This is a genomic window from Achromobacter sp. ACM01, from assembly GCF_014851745.1.
Taxonomy (GTDB): domain Bacteria; phylum Pseudomonadota; class Gammaproteobacteria; order Burkholderiales; family Burkholderiaceae_B; genus Achromobacter; species Achromobacter aegrifaciens.
Genome location: NZ_JACVAF010000004.1, coordinates 261,751 through 279,849 on the forward strand (window position 1 = coordinate 261,751; position 18,099 = coordinate 279,849).

8 protein-coding genes are annotated in these 18,099 nt (G+C 65.3%); 3 read left to right on the plus strand and 5 right to left on the minus strand.

Annotated elements, in window-relative coordinates; genetic code table 11:
* Positions 1-9 precede the first annotated feature (9 nt).
* Together IB268_RS21660 and IB268_RS21665 are read right to left on the minus strand one after the other, a co-directional pair.
* Positions 10-1,167 (minus strand): glycosyltransferase family 4 protein, encoded by a 1,158-nt coding sequence (locus IB268_RS21660; protein WP_192354784.1) that lies wholly within the window; start codon positions 1,165-1,167, stop codon positions 10-12.
* 2 nt (positions 1,168-1,169) lie between these two features.
* Complete coding sequence (locus tag IB268_RS21665) at positions 1,170-1,547, minus strand: hydrogenase (RefSeq protein WP_192354785.1); 378 nt, start codon at positions 1,545-1,547, stop codon at positions 1,170-1,172.
* A 229-nt stretch (positions 1,548-1,776) separates the two neighbouring features.
* On the opposite strand from IB268_RS21665, the gene nhaA reads away from it, so the two are divergent.
* The 3 genes from nhaA (at position 1,777) to tenA (ending at position 4,196) form a co-directional block, all read left to right on the plus strand.
* On the plus strand, positions 1,777-3,027 hold the full coding sequence (nhaA, locus tag IB268_RS21670; protein WP_225591446.1) for a Na+/H+ antiporter NhaA: 1,251 nt from the start codon (positions 1,777-1,779) through the stop codon (positions 3,025-3,027).
* A 34-nt stretch (positions 3,028-3,061) separates the two neighbouring features.
* Complete coding sequence (locus IB268_RS21675) at positions 3,062-3,451, plus strand: DUF488 domain-containing protein (protein ID WP_125471134.1); 390 nt, start codon at positions 3,062-3,064, stop codon at positions 3,449-3,451.
* 82 nt (positions 3,452-3,533) lie between these two features.
* Positions 3,534-4,196: a thiaminase II gene (gene tenA, locus IB268_RS21680; protein ID WP_054456962.1), complete on the plus strand. Its 663-nt coding sequence runs from the start codon at positions 3,534-3,536 to the stop codon at positions 4,194-4,196.
* Positions 4,197-4,472: 276 nt separating this feature from the next.
* On the opposite strand, the gene IB268_RS21685 is transcribed toward tenA, so the two are convergent.
* From IB268_RS21685 to IB268_RS21695, 3 genes are all read right to left on the minus strand, one after another.
* A complete protein-coding gene (locus IB268_RS21685) occupies positions 4,473-4,931 on the minus strand; it encodes a hypothetical protein (RefSeq protein WP_175181516.1) in 459 nt (152 codons plus the stop codon).
* A gap of 365 nt (positions 4,932-5,296) precedes the next feature.
* On the minus strand, positions 5,297-5,845 hold the full coding sequence (locus IB268_RS21690) for an immunity 42 family protein (protein ID WP_217481766.1): 549 nt from the start codon (positions 5,843-5,845) through the stop codon (positions 5,297-5,299).
* The gene (locus tag IB268_RS21695; RefSeq protein ID WP_192354786.1) at positions 5,842-18,069 is read right to left on the minus strand and encodes a hemagglutinin repeat-containing protein; all 12,228 of its coding nucleotides are present in this window, start codon (positions 18,067-18,069) and stop codon (positions 5,842-5,844) included. The genes IB268_RS21690 and IB268_RS21695 overlap by 4 nt, the downstream gene beginning before the upstream one ends.
* Positions 18,070-18,099 lie beyond the last annotated feature (30 nt).

Genomic DNA, 18,099 nt, shown 5'->3' on the forward strand with positions numbered 1-18,099 from the left:
CCGCCCGCCTCAGGCAGCGCGCGCAGGCCCCCGCAGTTCCGCCAGCCAGCCGGCGTAAGCCTGTTCAACCAGGCCGGCTGTGCGCTCGGCGGAAAACAGGCCTTGCCCGCGGATCAGCTCGCGGCCCGCATCGCCCATGCGGCGGCGCAGCGCCGGATCGGCCAGCAGGCTTTCCAGCGCTCCCGCCAGCGCCGCAGGATCGCCGGGCGGCACCAACAGGCCGGTCACGCCCGCCTGCATGGTTTCCGGCACGCCGCCCACGTCGGTGCCTATGACCGGCACCCCCATGGCCGCGGCCTCGATGAAGACAGTGCCCAGCGCCTCGCGCAGCGTCGGCAGCGCAAACACGTCGAAGGCTGTCAGGACATTGCCGATGTCGTCGCGCCGGCCGGTGAAATGCACGCGGTGCGCCAGGCCCAATGCCTCCACCTGCGCCTGCAACTGCCCCGCCATGGGCTGGCCCTCGCCCACCAGCACCAGATGCGCCTGCGGAAACGTGGCGGCGATACGGCGAAAAGCGTCGATCAGGTCGCAATGCCCTTTGTCCGCCCTCATCACGGCCACGCAGCCGACCACCAGCGCATCCTCCGGCAGGCCAAGCTCGCGCCTGACGCAGACGCCGCCATGCACCTGAGGCAGCACCACGGGCGAATGGATGGTGGCGATGGCCTCCGGCCGCGCGCCGCCGTCCAGCAACTGGCCACGCACGTAACGGCTGACGGCGATGACGCGATGCGCCAGCCACGTATAGGCGTAGAGGGAATTGATGGGCTTGGCCAGATGGCGCGTGCGCACGATGAGAGGCGTGCCCGCCAGGCGCGCCGCAAACGCACCCAGGACCGTATCGCGGCGGCTATGCGTATTGACCACGTCAAAGCGCCCGCGGCGCAGCAGCCGGCGCACGAACGCGACGCCGCGCACGAAGTTGAGCGGGCCATCCATGGGAATGAGGTGCACGGTGAAGCCGGCCTCGCGCAAGCGCGTGCCGAGTTCCGCCTCCGGCTGGCAGACCGCTTCCAGATGGTGGCCACGCTCGCGCATGGCTATCATTTCCTTGTAGATGCAGAACTCCTGGCCGCCGAACGAGGTGGCCGCTTCCGTGTGCAGGATGCGCAGGCGCGCTTCGGGGTCCGGCCGGCCCTGGAGGGATTCGATGGAATTCGGCATGATCAGGACTGGCCGCCCTGCGAGGCGTCCGCGTCGCTCCAGCAACGGCCCTGCGATAGCAGGTAGGCTTCCAGGTAGGCGATGTCTTCCTGCTCCAGGGCCGCCGCGCCCGCGCTGGCGCAGTCGCGCGGGCATTCGGCGGCGTGCAGCTGGCCATCGGACCAGACGCGCACGGAACCGGTGCGGGACAGATCGAAGCGCGCACCGGCCCGCGCCCAGCCCAACAGGCGTGTGCTGGGAATCAGTTGCCGGGTCTGATAGACGCCATGGGGACTCTGGGCCGCAGGCGCCGTGAGCGCTTCGCCAACATCCACCAGGCGGCTCGCGGCGCCGGGCTTGGCGGGCGTGTAGGTCAATACCGTAAGAGGGCGTAATGGCATTTGGCTAGCAAGAGTCGCCAGGCGGCGTTGCTGGCCACGGACTGGTCGGGATTCGAGGGAAAGGGTTTGGTCGCCGGACAAGCAACGCCAACAATTCGACGCTGATAAGCTGTTTTTTCGAATAATTGAAAGATGTTCGACGACGTAGAGGAATCCCGAAAGATGAATTCAGGTAAAATTCAGGAATGAAACGCGCATCTTATCAAAACGTAAGCAAGGGCGGTACTGCATGAGTTTCCAGGCCGTCCCTCCCCAAAAGCCGGTCTCGTTCCTGCAATCGTTCCTCCGTTCCGAGGCGCTGGGCGGCTATGTCCTGATGCTGGCCGCGCTGGTCGCGCTGGTGGTCGCCAACAGCCCGGCCGCACCCGTCTATTTCAGCGTGCTGGAGACCAAGCTCGGCTTCCAGGCGGGGCCTGTCGTGCTCAAGGAAACCGTACTGCACTGGATCAACGACGGCCTGATGGCGGTGTTCTTCCTGCTGGTCGGGCTTGAGATCAAGCGTGAAGTCCTGGACGGCCAACTGCGCGGCGCCGCCCGCATCGTGCTGCCAGGCATCGCCGCCCTGGGCGGCATGGCCTTGCCCGCCCTGATCTACGTGCTGATCAACTTTGGCAGCCCCGACACTCTGCGCGGGTGGGCCATTCCGGCCGCGACCGACATCGCCTTTGCGCTGGGCATCCTGGCGCTGCTGGGCAGCCGCGTGCCGACCTCGTTGAAGATCTTCCTGACGGCGCTGGCCATCCTGGACGACCTGGGCGCCATCGTCATCATCGCCTTGTTCTATACCGCCGAACTCAACGTGTTCGCGCTGAGCATGGCGGGCGCCCTGCTGGTCTGCCTGTTCTGTCTGAACCGCGCCGGCGTGCTGCGCCTGACTCCCTACCTGCTGATCGGCGCCGTGCTCTGGTACTTCGTCCTGAAGTCCGGCGTGCATGCCACGCTGGCCGGCGTGGCGCTGGCGCTGACCATTCCGCTGCGCCCGCAGAACCAGGGCCATCCCGGCGCGCACTCGCCCCTGCATGCGCTGGAACATGCGCTGCACAAACCGGTCGCCCTACTGATCGTGCCCATCTTCGGCTTCGCCAATGCCGGCGTGTCTTTCGCCGGCATGGGCCTGGGCAGCCTGGCGGCGCCCGTGCCCCTGGGCGTGGCGCTGGGCCTGTTCCTGGGCAAACAGCTGGGCGTGTTCGGCTTTGCCTGGTTGGCCATCAAGAGCGGCATTGCCACCCTGCCGCGCCACGCCAGCTACATGCAGCTGTACGGCGTGTCGCTGCTGTGCGGCATCGGCTTCACCATGAGCCTGTTCATCGGCGCCCTGGCATTCAGCGATCCGGCCGCCATCGACGCCACCAAGATCGGCGTACTGACGGGCTCGCTGGCGTCCGCCGTGGTCGGCTTCCTGGTGCTGCGCGCCTGCGGCACGCGCGCTGGCGCCGCGGAAAACCTTGATCCCGGGTTGAAAGCGGACGGCGGGCGCTAAAGTAGCGGGATCCGCCACCCGCCCTGGAGCCGCCATGAAACCGTCCGCCATCGCCGTGCAACGCGTCTATGAAGGCTTGGGTCCGGAAGGCAGCTACCGGGCGCTGGTGGACCGCATGTGGCCGCGCGGCCTGCGCAAGGCGGATCTGCACCTGGACGAATGGGCCCGCGACATCGCGCCCACCCTGGAGTTATGCAAATGGTTCAGCCACATCGAAGAACGCTGGGAAGAATTCCGCCAACGCTACCAGGCCGAACTGGCGGAACCCGAACAGCAGGCGCGCATGGCCGCCCTGCTGGACGCGGCGGGCGACCGTCCGCTGACCCTGCTCTACGGCGCCCGCAACACCGAACACAACCAGGCCATCGTGCTGCGCGAGGTCCTGCAGGACTATGTCCGGCATCACCGCAAGCGCAAGGCCTGACGCCCCGCATGCTTTGATACCCTAGCCCGCTTTTATCGACCGGCGCGCAGCCGCGCGCCGACAGTCTGTCTTGAGGAATCCCATGTCTTTCAGCTCCGACGCCTGGGCGCGCAACGCCGCACTCTATGAAACCACGCGCGACATGCCGTTCAACCGCGAACTGGCCAGCGGCCAGCTCGACGAGAACGCGTTCAAGCACTACATGATCCAGGACGCGCACTACCTGGTCGCATTCGGGCGCGCGCTGGCCATCGCTTCGGCCAAGGCCGACGACGCCGACGGCGTGGTGCAGTTCGCCGACGCCGCCAAGGGCGCGGTGGTGGCCGAACGCACCCTGCACGCGGGCTTCCTGAAGCAGTTCGGCATCGATGACGCCACCTTCGAAGCCACACCGCTCACGCCTGCCTGCCACCACTACACCAGCTACCTGATCGCCACCGCCTGGAGCGCGCCGTACCCGGTAGCGCTGGCGGCCCTGCTGCCGTGCTTCTGGATCTATGCCGAAATCGGCCGCGAAATCCATGCGCGGGCGGCGCAGCCCAATCCTTACTCCGCCTGGATCGAGGCCTATGCCTGCGAGGACTTCCACGCCCTGGTGCGCCGAGTCATCACCACGGTCGACCGCGTCGCCGAAAAGGCGTCCGCCGAAACGTTGGAGCAGATGCACGCGGCGTATACGCGTGCCGCGCAGCTGGAATGGATGTTCTGGGATTCGGCGTATCGGCAGGATGGGTGGCCGGTTTGAATCGAGGGTAGCGATTTCGGAGTCGCCGCCGCCAGGTGTTGGCGGCACACTTGAGCGCCAGGCTATTGATGCCTGGCGTTTTTGTTTCAGCGGGTTGGATGCATCCGCCATCGCCCAATTGCTGCTGGAGAGTTGGATCCGGCCGATGAAGTCTTACAGCAGTGGGTAATACGCCAGCTCTCACCGTTTAAAACACCCTCACCCTATCGTCCGGATTACGCCCAGTTTCATGACGGGTGGCGCGGCATCTTTCTTGTGTCGTTTCAGATGGACTGTTTAATTTTCTGAAATCCACTTCCCCAACATTTCAGAAAACTGCGCAACCGAGGCAGTATCAACGCTCCACTGAGAAATCTTCATCCCATCCTCACTGATTTCCTCCCTCGGATAAATATGTAGATTTATATCTTCCGGAACAAATGGAACAGACAACTCATTCAAAAATATCACATGATTTTGAATGTAGGCCTGCTCACTTTCAATATAAATTACCCAGCAAAATACGAAATTGGATGAATTCGGATCATACATAGAGGTTGCCAGAGCCGCATGCCCATGACTTTGCAACCCCTGATCCAGTGATTTCTTCCAACTCTTCAGATAATCCATGCGAGACCAGAATCTCACTGGAGAAAAGAAATTTTCCTTGTACCCATTGATTTCTATCTCTCCGAGCAACCCCTCCTCGTCAAACCTCGTCAGTACCTCATGGGACAAATCCATGCTGAAGCTCATTCTTTTATCCAACTCAGATTTCTAGATTTTTTTTTCGGTGGCATCGACGAAGGATGCCTTCATGCGATTGGCGATACTCTGACTCTTGCTCTTTCAATCGCGCTCTTTTAAGGAGCAACTTCAAACAGGGATATGTTCCAGAGAATCCCAACCTATACGAATCACCAAAACCGCTTTCATCTTCGCTTTCCAGAAAGACTAGATTTTCCCCCCCACCCTGGCCCCTGCCTCTGGCCGAAACTTGATTGAAAAATCGGACTGACACCTGGCCTCCCTCACAGATACCTTTCGCCAAAAGGCATGCCTATGCCTGGAAAAATTAACGAGGCCACCTGGGCACTAAAGAATAACGCAACACTCTATTTTCAAATTTTTTTGTAGTGATTTACGGCATCAGATATTATCTTTTCAACCTCACTCTTATTTATATACACATCCCAATATTTAATATTAGGAACTGCCGACCAGTAGCCTCTTCCTGTCGCATCTCTCAAAAATTGGCTTATTTTCGCGCCTATAATTCGCACCTCATCGCCATAAGCAACGCAAAAAACATGACATCCTGCATCGTAGATGTTTTGGGTAGCTGCTTGATATAAATAGGACGAATTAAAATCATCCGGAACATCGGCGTCCTCGTCTACTAGCTCTGGGGAAATCAATCCCAGCATATGATTGAAAGCAACCTTTGCGTCTGCCTCAAATAATTCGCGATTTTCAGGAAAAGAGACCAGTGCGTTTTTAGCGTCTAACATACACACATCCACGTCTAAAGTGGCTGTATGCATTTCTTCAGGAAACATCTCTCCGCCGATAAAAAAATAAAACAGTCCATTCCGATAGTTCGAACCCCAAACAGGTATATGCTCCATAAGGATCGCAAATTTGTATGTATCACCAAAAATCACATTCACCCCCACTTTCCGGATAAACCAAGTTTTCGTTTCACATCGATAGGAATAGCGCTCTTGTTCAACGAGTTATCTCTATCTGCGGTACTCCCCGTCCAGTGCCATTTTCCATCATTGCCGTCCGAAAACCGATGCACATTTCCGTTTTCATCCTTGGCATATCTATGCTTCCCACCCTCTTCAGGGGAAACGGAAGATTCAAACAAACCCAGCGAGTTTCTCGGCTCTAATCCGGCATTCGGCCTGTTCCCAAACACCCCACGAGTGTGCTTGTCATTCGATTTGTAAACCAACCCATTCGACGCAAGCACAGGCTCCGGCACAGGCAGCGGGCTTCCTTTACCGCCCCCCTTGCCCGACTCAGTAGTAGAACCATCCTTTCCTCCCTTCGCCGCTCTCCCGCCTATCGCTCCAGCACCGGCCGCCGCACCCTGTATCCCTTCCTCGGCCAGGCTTTCCCAAAACAGCTGCTTCGCTTCCTCACTTCCACGCTCCATGCCTCTTTTGATGGCGGTAAAGCGATCAGCCACGAGCAAGGGCATCCCGAAACGGAGGATTTCGAGCTCTTCTAATTCGGCAGTGCTTAGACCCTGAGCGCTTCTAGATTTCTCTACCAGCTCTCCTTGACGCTGGGTGGATTCGGCCAGACGTTGCGTGAGCTCATGCGCTATCTCAACGCAGTCGACCCCGCATTCCTGGAGTTCGCGACCCCGCTGCGTCGATATCTCTCTGTACTTTGCCGTTACCTCGTCCCGGCACTTCGTGGTTCCGCACGCCTCCATCTCGGCCAAGCGAGACTGATGTTCATCGACAGCAAGCCGGTTGTTCGTCGTCTCGTTGTTCGCCGCGAACACCGCTTCCGCGCCGTCGACGCCAGCCACCTTGGACATCCCTGCCACCAGCGACTGGATCAGGTTGCTACGTTGCTCCTTCTCTTCAGGGTTGAGCTTTGACGTCTCGCCCAGCAGAGCATTCAACACCGACCCGGCTCCAGCCCCCAACGCTCCCGCGCCGCAGTCGTTGCCTTTAGCCGCCGCCCCGGCGCAGCCCACGATCGCATGCAACGCGGCGCGCGCCGCTTCCGCTTGCGGTCCATCGCCCAGATTGGATATGAACTTTTTGACTTCGGTGGCCGCCAACCCTTGCAGATAGTTGACCGCTACCGCCTGCACCATTTCGGTGACAGCGCCGGTGACGTTGCCGCTCACCGCGCCGGCTATTGCAGTGAACCAACGACGACTGTCGCCACCAGCCTCCCATTTCTTGGCGTCTTCGTATTGCGCTTTCAGCTCATCCCTGCGCGGACCCTCGGGTTCATTCTTCAAGGCCTCTTCAAGCGCCTTCGCCTTTGCCGCTCGATTCTCGAAGAACTGCCCCGCCTGTTTCCCCATTTCCTCCACGATGTCGAAACCCGCCTCGATCTGATCCTTATCGAAGATCGGATTCAACGAATTCAACGTGTCGCTCGTATCGCGGTTCAACAACGCGATGGTCTCAGTTGCCCTCTTGCCCGTCAGCGCCTGCTGCCCCGCAACGTCCCGGATCTCCACCGTCCCGCCGCTGATGCCGCTGAGCGTTTTGGAGTCGTTTTCGCCGAAGGCTCCAAGCGCCACCGGCGTCCCCGCCCCGCCGCTGCCGCCGCTCAGGGAGATCCGGTCGGCCTTGTAGCGCGCCACGTTCTTCACGTCTTCGGCCACCAGCGTGCCTGTCTTCAGCAGGTTCAGACCATCCGCCACGGCCTGGTCGCTGCTGGAGATGACGCCGCCTATCAGCGTGGTGTTGCGCTTGACGTCCACCACGAAGCCGCCGTCGCCCGCCATCAGCCCGGACTGCTCCTCCACCGACTTGTAGTCGCTCTTCATCCGGGTCTGCGAGACGTTGCCCGACACCGAACTCTTGCAATAGCCGTAGCACAGGCTGCCCTGCACCCCGCCGCCCTGCTGCTTGGAGTCGTAGGTGATGACGTCCTGCAGACTCTCGATGCGCAGGTCCCGTCCGACGTCGGCGATGATCTGATCGGCGCGGCCCGTCGCGCCAATCAAGGAGATGTCGCCGCCCGATTGCAGCGCCAGCACATTGCCCGCGGTCAGCTCGGTGTTGGTCCAGGTGGTGTCCTTGCCGTCGCTGCGGCCGCGCGAGGCGTTGGCCCCGGCGGTCGCCACGAAGCCGACGCCGTTGCTGCCCGCCGTCACGCCCACGCCTACGCTGGCGCCCGAACTCTTGTTCTGGGTGTGCTGTTCGTAGGTGTCGCGCGCGGCTTGCAGCAGGATGTCGCCGTCCGCCTTGAGCAAGGCGTTGTTCCCGGCGGACAGCCGCGAACCCGTGACTGTGATGTCCGAATCGGCGCCTGCGCCCTTGGCGATGACGGTGAGGTCCTTGCCCGCCGCGATGTTGGAGCCGACCGAGGACGTCGTGTTGCGGTTGGTGATGGTCTGGGTCTTGCTGCTGCCGATGTCCAGGCTCAGCGTCACGCCGCCCGCGCTCTGCGGGTCCGCCATCACTTCATCGTAGGTGTTGACCGCCGCCACGCCCGTGGTCACCAAGGCCAGGGCCTTCATGATCTTGTTGTCGGTCTTGCCGGCGGCGTTGCCCATGCGGTTCGCGGTTTGCATGGCATCAAGCAAGGGGTTCTTGGCGTTGATGCTGAGGCCGCTTTGCTTGACCTCGTGAAACTCTCTTTCACGGGCGGAGTCCTGGGCGGCGGCGATGTTGACCTGCTGGCCGATCAGGGTCACGTCGCCCTTGGGCGCGACCACGTTGCTGCCCACGATATTCAAGGTCTTGCCGGCGTTGATGAGCACGTCGCCTTCGACGCTGCCCACGGTGCTGGCCGTGTGGAAGACTTTCTTGCCATCGAGCGAGTCTGTCTGCTGGCGTTTGCCGTAGCTCAAGCCACCGGTCGCGCCGAGACCGGACTTGGTGACTTTCTTGTAGTCATAGCTGTCCGTGGTGTTGGCGCCGGGCAGGATGTTCACGTCGCGCTCGGCGTTCATGACCAGGTTCTTCTGCGCGCCGACGTTGGAGCCGATGACGTTCAAATCCCTTCCGGCCATCAGCACGGCGGTATCGCCGGTGAAGGTCGAGCCCTGCGCCTGCGTCCAGTCGCCCGACTTGATGGTGTGGGTGGTCTTGGAAGACAGGAAGCCCTTGGTCTTGTAGTGGACCTCGTCGCGCGCAGAGCCCGTCTCCACGCCCGCGGTCAGGTTGATGTCGCGCCCCGCCGCGACCGCCAACTGCTTGCCGGCGGTGACATCGGCCGCACGAGCGTTGACATCCTGGCCTGCGATCAGGGTCAGGTTGCGGCCGGCGTCGATGACGGAGCCGATTTCCTTGCTGGTGCTCAGGTCATGACGATTGCGCCGGTTGAGCGCCATGCTTTCGCCATGGCTTTCCGTCAGCGTGGCCAGCGTGATGTCGCGACCGGCTTGCAGACGCGCGTCGTCCTTGACCATGACCTGCGCGGCGGTCAGCGTCAGGTCGCGGCCGGCCTGCATGTCGAGGGTGCCCGCCTCTACCCGCGCCACGCCGGTGAGGTGCGTGCCCCAGGTGCTGCCGTGGTTTTCGGAACCGGCGGTCGAGGTCAGCGCGATGTCGCGCCCGGCGGTCAGGGCGACCTTGTCGCCTTTGATCAGGGACGCGATGTTGGCCAGGTCTTCCCGCGCGGCGAGATTGACGCTGCCGCCCTGAATGGTGCCGCCAGCTTGGTTGACGATGTTGCCGGCGGTGACGACGGTGGCTTGCCGCGAACCGATGGTGCCGCTATTGGTGACTTTGCCTTCGGCGGCGATTTTCACATCGCGCCCGGCCATGAGCGTGCCGTCGCCCTTGAGGTCGCCTTCGCGCACCACCAGGTAGACCTGCGGCACCAGCACGGTCTCGGTGCTGCCGTCGGGCAGGGTGACGGTCTGCTCCACCAGCCAGACCAGGTCGGTGGTGAGCTGACGCTGCTGGGCCTCGGTAAGCGCGGAGCCAAGCTTGACGCCATTGTCCAGCGCGAACTTGGCGCCAGCCGCGAGCAAGGCCTTGTACTGCGCGTCGTTGTCGCTGTAGTTCTCCAGGAAGCGCTGGCCGGTGGTGGCCAGAATCTGGTCGGACACCGCCTTCTGTTCATAGAAGCCGTCGCCCAGGCGCCTGGGTTGGCCCGAGGGCGTGAGGAACTTGGCGCCCGGCGGAATCAGCGCGGCCCAACCGCCCAGCCGGGACCCGGTCAGCGCGCCGCCGGCGGCAACCCCGGTCCCCGAGGAACCGCCGGACACATGGCCATCGGCGCCTGTATTGGCGTTGACGCCGCCAGACGGGTTGTCCCCCTGCTTGCGATCTCCCGTCAGGCCAGCGCCCGCGCCTGCCGTGTTGTCGATCGAGGTTCCCGGCAACGCGCCGGGCTGGCGCAGCAGGTCGAACAGATAGTCGCTGGAGACGTAGGGGGGTTGGCCCGTGAAACGCGGATCGGTGGACACGATGTACTGCGCGTCCGGCCGGCCGTTGATGGTGAACAGTTGGCTGTCGGGAATGCTGGCCGGATTGGATACGGTGCGGACGGCCTTGCCGCCCGGGAGGTCGAGGCTGGCGACCTGAACCGCGCCCGGCTTGCCGATCGCCGTAGAACCGGGCGTCTTGCCGCTCAGGCCGACCTGCACATTGCCGCCCGCTGTGGCGATGGGCAATTCGATGGGCTGGGCGGCCAGCGTGACGGTGTAGGGAGTGGAGTATTCCTTGCGGTCCCGGCGGCGCTCCTGCGTCACGGTTGCCGTGCCGTTGCGGGTGATGGTGCGCGTGCCGCCGGCGCCGATGTTGTTGATTTCCGGTCCGGATATCGACAACGCGCCGCCCGCCGCGATCTGACTCTTGTCGTTGGTGACGGCGCCGGTCAGCGTCATATTGCCGCCCGACAGGATGCGGGCGGGATCGGTGGAGGTCGTGCGCGATTCGGTGACGGTTTCGGTCACCTGGTAGTAGGTGAAATTGCCCACCAACCGATTGGCGTGGTCGGCGTTGAACTCGTGGATGCGCGCGTCCAGTTCCAAATGCCGGGCCTTGTAGGCGGCATAGGCCTCGTCGTGAGCCTTGCGGCGTTCGCTTTCCGCCGTGCATTCGGCACTCGTCCTGCAGGGACGATCCGGTTCCCGCCAAACGGGCATATCGCCCGCGGGCGGAGTCACGCCGAAGACCGCCCATACGCGCGCATCGTTGGCATACTTGAACTTTTCGGGCACTTGCGTGCAGTCGCCGCCGTTATCGCCGCCGGAGCAGACGTCGTAGGCCTTGGCATAGGCCGGCGGAATGGGCACATCCCGGCCCGCGTTGCCTTTGGTGCGCGGCACATAATCGAACGGAGGGCCGTAGCGATCCGCCGGGTACTTGGTCGACGGCAACAACAGCTTGCGTTCGGGATCGTCATTCAGCCACGCCGGATCCTTGCTGCACATGGGCGTGACTTCGTCGCACAGCCAGTTGGTTTCGGCGTCGTACATGTCCGTCGTGCCTTCTGGCGTGAAGTACACCTTGGGCTTGGACGACACCACCACGGTTTCGTTGGCGTAGTGATCGTTCCGGTTGATCAGCGATGCGGCCGAAATGCGGGCATCGCCGGCGGCTTCGATGGTGGCCGATGCGTTGATCAACGACACGGCCTGGCCGACGGCGCGGCCAATGGCGTCCAGCGCGCCGCCGATGCGCAGGTCTTTCGCCGCGTAGATCAGCGCATGCTCGCGGTTCACGAGGTTGGTGGCGCCCAGATCCAGATCGCCGCGCGAGGCGATCACGGCCCCGCCGCCCGCCCCCACGTCGTTGACCAGCGTACCCGCGCCGATGGAAATGGCGTCGCCGAATATGCGGCCCAGGTTGTTCAGGCTGCCGGCCCTGATGTTGGTGACGCCGCCGTCTATCAAGCCCTCGTTGGTCAGACCATTGGTGACGTTGAGGTTGTTGTTGCGCCCCGCCAGCAGTTCGCCCGTGGCCTGGTTGTGCAACGAGTCGGCCTTGATGTTCAGGTCGCGGCCGGCGCTGAGCCGGGCGCTGTTGTCCATGGCGCCACCCACCGCCAGGTTCAGGTCGCGGCCCGCGATGATGTCGCCGCTCTGGTTCAGCGCGCCGGCATATTCGAAGGAAAGATCGCCGGCGGACTCCACCACCCCCAGACCTTCCAGGGTTTTGACGATGACGGCCAGGCTCTTGCCGGCCAACACCTTGCCCTGCACGTTTTTCAGCGTGTCGGTCTCGATGCGCGCGTCGCCCTGCGAGACCACTTCGCCGGCGGTGTTGTCGACCTCCCTGGTCTTGATGGCGAGGCTCTCGCCCGCGTTGACGGCGCCGCCCCGGTTGTCCACCCCGTCGGCCACGATGCTCACGATCTTGCCCAACACGCCGCGCGCGGACGTGCCGGTGCCATTCAGCGTGTCGCGGTTATCCAGGCGGGACGCCAACAGCGTCAGCGTCCGATCGGCCTGGATCAGTCCGCGCTGGTTGTTGAGCGTGTCCGCGACGGTGACGTTCAGGTCGCCGCCCGCCACCGTGCCATCGCGGTTGTCCAGCGTACCCGCATTGATGCGCGCGTTGCCCGCGGCCGCGATCAGGCCGCCGGTGTTGTCCAGCGTCCCGCCCGCACCCAGATCGATGCGGGCATCGCCGGCGGAGGTGATCTTGCCGCCTGCGTTGCGCAAGTTGGCGGCGGACAAGTCCAGGCCGCCGCCATGAAGGGTTGCGCCGGCGGTGTCGATATCGCCCTTGGCCGACAGCGTCATCAGATTGTTGGCCGACAGCGTACCGCCCGCGAGCGACATATCGCCCGCCGCCGCGCCCGAGTCCGTGGCCGTCAGCGTCATGTCCTTGCCGGCGAGACTGGCGCCGGCATGCTGAATGGAGCCTGCCGTCAAACGCAAGCTGCCTGGCTGATTGAGCACGCCATCCGCGCCCACGCCCGCAGCCAGCCTGCCGGCATTGTCCAGCAGGCCTTGGGTGCGAACGTCGAGATCGCCGCCGGCCAGCACCGCGCCGGTGTTGGCGAGCGAGAAGCCTGCGGTCAGGGTGGCATTCGTGGCCGCCACGGCCACGCCCGCATTGGCGAGCTTCCCGCCTGCGTCCAGGATCAGTGCGGCCGCGGATTGCAAGCGGCCGTCGGCGGCGATCCGCAAGTCGCCCGCCGCACTGGCGGACAGCGCGCCCGCCTGCGTGGCGATGATGCCGCCGAGCAGCGCGTCCTTGGCCGCGCGCAGCGTCAGACCGCGGCCGGCGGAAGCCGACCCCAACGTCTGCAACGTGCCGCCCGCAGCGGCAACCAGGACGCCGCCCGCCTGCACCTGCGAACCGGCGCCGAGCGTCAGATCGCCGCGCGCGGCCTGCAGCGACAGGTCGCCTTGCAGCGCCGCGACTGTGCCATCAATCTTGACGCGGTCACCTGCGGTCAGGGCCTGTTCGCGGCCGGCCAGCATGCGGCCCGCCACGTCCAGGAATTCGTCCGCCGTCGCGGCGAGCTTGTTTGCGGCCTGCACCAGACCGTTCGCGCCCACTACGATATTCCGGCCCCTCATGGTCAGATTGGCATCGCTGGCAACGGACCCTTCCACTCGCGCATCGCGTGCAGCCGCCAAGGCCAGGTCGCGCACCGACGCCAAAGCGCCAGCGACAAAGAGGTCGCGGCCCGCGAGCGCGTTCAAGGCGCCTGCTGCCTGCACCTGGGCGCCCTGTTTGACGATCAGGTCACGCCCCGCCAACACGGACATGTCGCCAGCCTTGGACGTGGCGATCTCGCCCAACGCGGCCACCACGCCACCCAACCTGGCGTCGCCCCCGGCTTGCAGCATCAGCGCGCCGCCGGCAGCCAGCGTGCCGTCGGTGCCGACATCTCCCGCTGCGAGCAGGGACAGGTCCGTGGCGGCCTGCATGCGGCCGCCGGCAGCGACTTCCAGATCGCCTCCGGCGTCGGCCGTCAATCCGCCAGACAGCGCGGTGACGGTGCCATCGATGCCGATATGCCTGCGCGCCGCGAGGCTGGCTGGTGTGCCGCCGGTCACCACGCCGGTCACAAAGAGATCCCGGCCCGCTTGTGCACGCAGCGTGCCGCCGCTGCCCGCGCCGTCTGCCGTGCCGGCGGTGCCCGCGATATGCAGATCCTGTCCCGCGTCGAGCATCAGGCTGCGGCTGCCTTGCGCCAGCCCGTCCTTGCCCACGCGCAGATCTCCGCCAGCCGTGACGTTCAACAGGCCGTTGGCGATCGTCTTGCCGTTCAACAGCGCATCCGTCGTGGCCGTCAGGCGGATATCCTTCTCGCCGGAGAGGGTCCCGTCAAGAATCAGCTTGGCGCCGGACCGCGCCTCCAGCAGCCCGCCTGCCTGCAACGCGCCCGCCGCGCCCAGCGCGAGATCGCCGCCGCTGACAGCAGAGAGCGCGCCGTCGCGCGCCAGGACGGAACCGTCGACCTTCAAGTCCCCGCGGGTGCGCAGATCTGCGCTGCGGCCGGCGATCCACTGGCCGGCAAGCGCGGCCGTGGCCGCGTCCGCGACCACCGAGCCGTCGGCCTGTATGCGCGCGTCCGAGGTCGAAGCCAGCGTCCCATCCGTACGCAATCGCAGATCGCCCACAGCCAAGGTCTGGCCCTTGAGCGTCAGGTCCGCGGCCGCGTCCAGCGCCACATCGGCCAGCGATGACACGATGCCGGCAGCTGTCAGGGAGGCGCCCGCCAGTGCGCTCAATGCGCCGCCAGCCAGCGCCTGGCTGCCGGCGCCAAAAGCCATATCCCGCCCGGCGCGCAATGCGAGTTCGCCCTGGGCCGAGGCGGCCACGCCATCCAGTTTCAGGTCGCCTGCGGCTTGCAGGCTCGCGCCTTGATTGCCGCGCAGCTCGCCCGTCATGATTACGTCGCCGCCGGCGCTCAAACGCGCGACATCAGCCGACTCGATCCGACCCGTCGCGGCGATTTGCGCCGTCCCGCCAGCGGTAAGGTCCAACCTGCCGTCTGCGCTGATCGTGCCTTGGGCCGCGACATCGCCGCCGGCCGTCAGCGCCGCATCGGCCGTGGACACCAGCGTGCCGTCGGCCCGCGCGTCGCGGGCCGCGTCCAGGCTCACGCCTTTGCCCTGCAATCTGCTGGCAGCGCCCAGCGACAAGTCCCGCCCGGCGGATGCGCGCAAGCGATCGCCGAAAGCCAACGCATCACCAGTCACGCGCAAATCGCGCACGGCTTCCAGCGTCATGCCGCCATCGGTCAACGTCGTGCCGGCCAATGTGAGGTCCTGGCCTGCGTTCAGGCGCAGCGTCCGGTCGCTCTGCACATGCCCGCCTTGGCTGAGGGCGAGATCGGCGCGCGCACGCAGATCCAGCGGACCCGCGGCATACAGCTTGCCGCTCACCGTGGCATTGCGCACCGCCTGCGCGGACAATTCATCCAGGGAACTCAAGGCGCCGGAGACCAGCAGATCGCCGCCCGCCAGGGCTTCCACACGCCCCTTGGCCGCCACGCGGCCTTGCGCGCCGATCGCCAGGTCGCTCCCTGCTGCCAAGCGCAAAGCGCCCGTGGCGGCGGTCAACGTGCCATCCACGGTTGCGTGGCGCGCGGCGATCAATTCAATGCCGCCATTGCTTTGCAATGCGCCCGCGAGCGCCAGATCCTGACCGGCTTGCGCCGCCACGCCGCCCTCGACTTCCCACTGCGCCTGCGTATTGCCTCGCAAGTCGCGCGCGGCCCGCAGATCCAGGTTCCCGGCCGTCGAACCTTTGCCGGCGAGCGATATGTCGCGGCCGGCGGTCAATGCGATGTCTGCGCGTGAACCCATGGCGCCGGCTGCGGTCAGGTCGCCGTCGGCTCGTGCTGCGATGCCTACGCCCTGGGTACGGCTGGCAGCCCCCAGCAACAGATCGCCGCCGGCGGCAAGCGACAAGGTGCCGCCATACGCCAGAGCGTTGCCGTCGATGCGCATGCCCTGACCCGCCTGAAACGCCAATCCCGCATTGGTTTCAGCAACCCCAGCGAGCGTCAGTTCGCGTCCCGCCCGCAACTGCATCGCGCCTTCGGATTGCAGGATGGAACCCGCGCCCGCGACGAGCTTGCCGATGCTATCCACCGACAGCGGACCTCCGGCAAGCAGCTTGCCATCGACGGCGGCATCGCCTGCGGCCACCACCGTCAACGCCTGCACCGATGACACCTCGCCCGCCGACCGGAACGCAGCGCCCGTGCGCAGGTCCGCCAGGCCGCCCGCCTGCGCCACGCCGCCCGCGCCGATGCTCAGGTCGCCGGCCGATGCCAGCCTCAGCGCGCCAGCCGTGGCGCCGGCCGTACCATCTAGCGACAGCTTGCCGTCCGCCCGGACGTCGAGGTCGCCATTGCTGCGCACGCTACCCGTCAGCGCCGCGTCGCCGCCTGCTTGCAGCCGTGCCTTGCCGGTGCTGGCCAATTGCCCGCTCACCTGCATGCCGCCCCGCGCTTCCAGCGTCAGGTCGCCATCGGCGCCGATGGCCGCGGAGACGGCCGTATCGCGGCCGGCTTGCAGGCGGACGTCGCCCGCCGCCGCCATGGTTCCGCCGGCCCGCAGGTCGCGCGACGCCACGGCGTCGACGACGCGTCCCTGCGTCTTGCTGGCGGCGCCCAGCTGGATATCGCCGCCACTGCGCATCTGCAGCGCGCCGCCGTAGGCCAGCGCGCTGCCGTCCACCTTCAGGCCGCGCGCGCTGTCGATGGACAATGCGCCATCCGTCAACGCCGATCCTGCCAGGCTTACGTCTTCGCCCGCGCGCAGGCTCATCGACTTGCCCGACTGCAACTTCGCGCCCGCAGTGGATGAAAGCTCGCCGCCGGCCTGGACCTGCAACTCGCGCGATGCGACGACGCGGCCCGGCAATTGGATGTCTCGTGCGGCCTGTAGCGCCACCGTCCCCTTGGCCGACACCAGGCCCGCGGAGCCATCGCCCGCTGCCGTCTCGCCAGATTTCGCGGGCGGCGGATTGCCATCCTGACCTGATCCCGAACCTGTACCTGAACCGGCGTCCGTTGCCGTGCCGCCGCCCGAATCCGAACCGCCGGTAACGGGCGGCATCGGATCCGGCACCACGGTCGTGATGCCGGCGCGCACATGACGGCCAGCCTGCGCACTCAAATCCTGATCGCCCATCAGCAGAGAGCCCGACAAGGCCAGGTCTCGCCCTGCGACCACACGCAGCGCGTCCTGGGTCTGCAGGCTGCCCTGCGCCCCCACGGTCACGTCGCCCAGGGCGTTGACCGCCAGTTCCCCGCCCGCGCTCACCGCCCCGCGAACCGCGGCTTGCCCGCCTGCGCGCAAAGCCACCGTGCCCGACGCCTGCGCCGCGCCTGCGACTTCAAGATCGCGGCCCGCCGCCATCTGCAAGTTCTTCGCGGCCTGCACCGTGCCGCTGGGAGTGATGCGCAGGTCCCCGGCGGCGCTCACCTCCAGATCACCCGTAAGCGCCACGAGATTGCCGCCCACGTTCACGCCCACGCCGGCTTCCGTGCCGATCAGCCGTATGCTGTTGGCGTACATGCCGCCCAGTGCCGCCGTGTCCAGCGCCACCGCAGGCGCGGCGCCCTCGCCTTCGCGAGCCGACACCGCGCCAGAGCCGTAATCCACCCGCGATGCACCCGCCGTTACGTTCAGGCGCTGCGCCCAGATGCCCGCGTTGATCTCCAATGTGCGCGCCATCAGGTCCACCTGGCCGACGTTCCCGCCGAGCAGGCCGTCGCCTTCGACCCGGATCTTGCCGCTCGCGACGTCCAGACCGATGCTGCCGTCCGGCCCGACAGCGGGCTTGCCGGTGGTGAGCGTGGCGCGGTCCGCGTTCAGGAAGCCGCAGCCGTTGCAGGTGATGCCGGCCGGGTTGGCGACGATGACATTGGCCCGGTTGCCCGCCACTTCAAGCGCGCCGGCGAGCTGCGACGGATTGGGGGCAGTGACCTGATTCAGGATGGTCGTCGCGCGCTGGTTGCCCAGCATGGGGTTGCCCGCGACCTGGCCCGCCAGTTGCGTCTGGCTGGCCCCGCCGCTGTTGTTCAACACCACGCCGGAGCGGCCGACGTTGAAGTCCGTGAACTTGTTGTTCGACACCCCGCCCGCGGAAGGCGGCGCGATGTTCACTACCGGCACCCCGTTGGTCACGCCCACCACTGGCCGTTGGCCCGGAGCATTCCGGTCCACTGAGATAGGTAGCGTCTGCGCCAGGACCGGCGTCCAGACCTGGGTATACAGCACGAGCCACACGATGGCGGAACGGAATTTGGACATGAGGCACACTCGGTAGTCGGTTCTTGTGGC

Coding starts and splice junctions, on each gene's coding strand:
- nhaA (WP_225591446.1), top strand. CDS start 1,777: ATGAGTTTCCAGGCCGTCCCTCCCCAAAAGCCGGTCTCGTTCCTGCAA.
- IB268_RS21665 (WP_192354785.1), bottom strand. CDS start 1,547: ATGCCATTACGCCCTCTTACGGTATTGACCTACACGCCCGCCAAGCCC.
- IB268_RS21685 (WP_175181516.1), bottom strand. CDS start 4,931: ATGAGCTTCAGCATGGATTTGTCCCATGAGGTACTGACGAGGTTTGAC.
- IB268_RS21695 (WP_192354786.1), bottom strand. CDS start 18,069: ATGTCCAAATTCCGTTCCGCCATCGTGTGGCTCGTGCTGTATACCCAG.
- IB268_RS21660 (WP_192354784.1), bottom strand. CDS start 1,167: ATGCCGAATTCCATCGAATCCCTCCAGGGCCGGCCGGACCCCGAAGCG.
- tenA (WP_054456962.1), top strand. CDS start 3,534: ATGTCTTTCAGCTCCGACGCCTGGGCGCGCAACGCCGCACTCTATGAA.
- IB268_RS21675 (WP_125471134.1), top strand. CDS start 3,062: ATGAAACCGTCCGCCATCGCCGTGCAACGCGTCTATGAAGGCTTGGGT.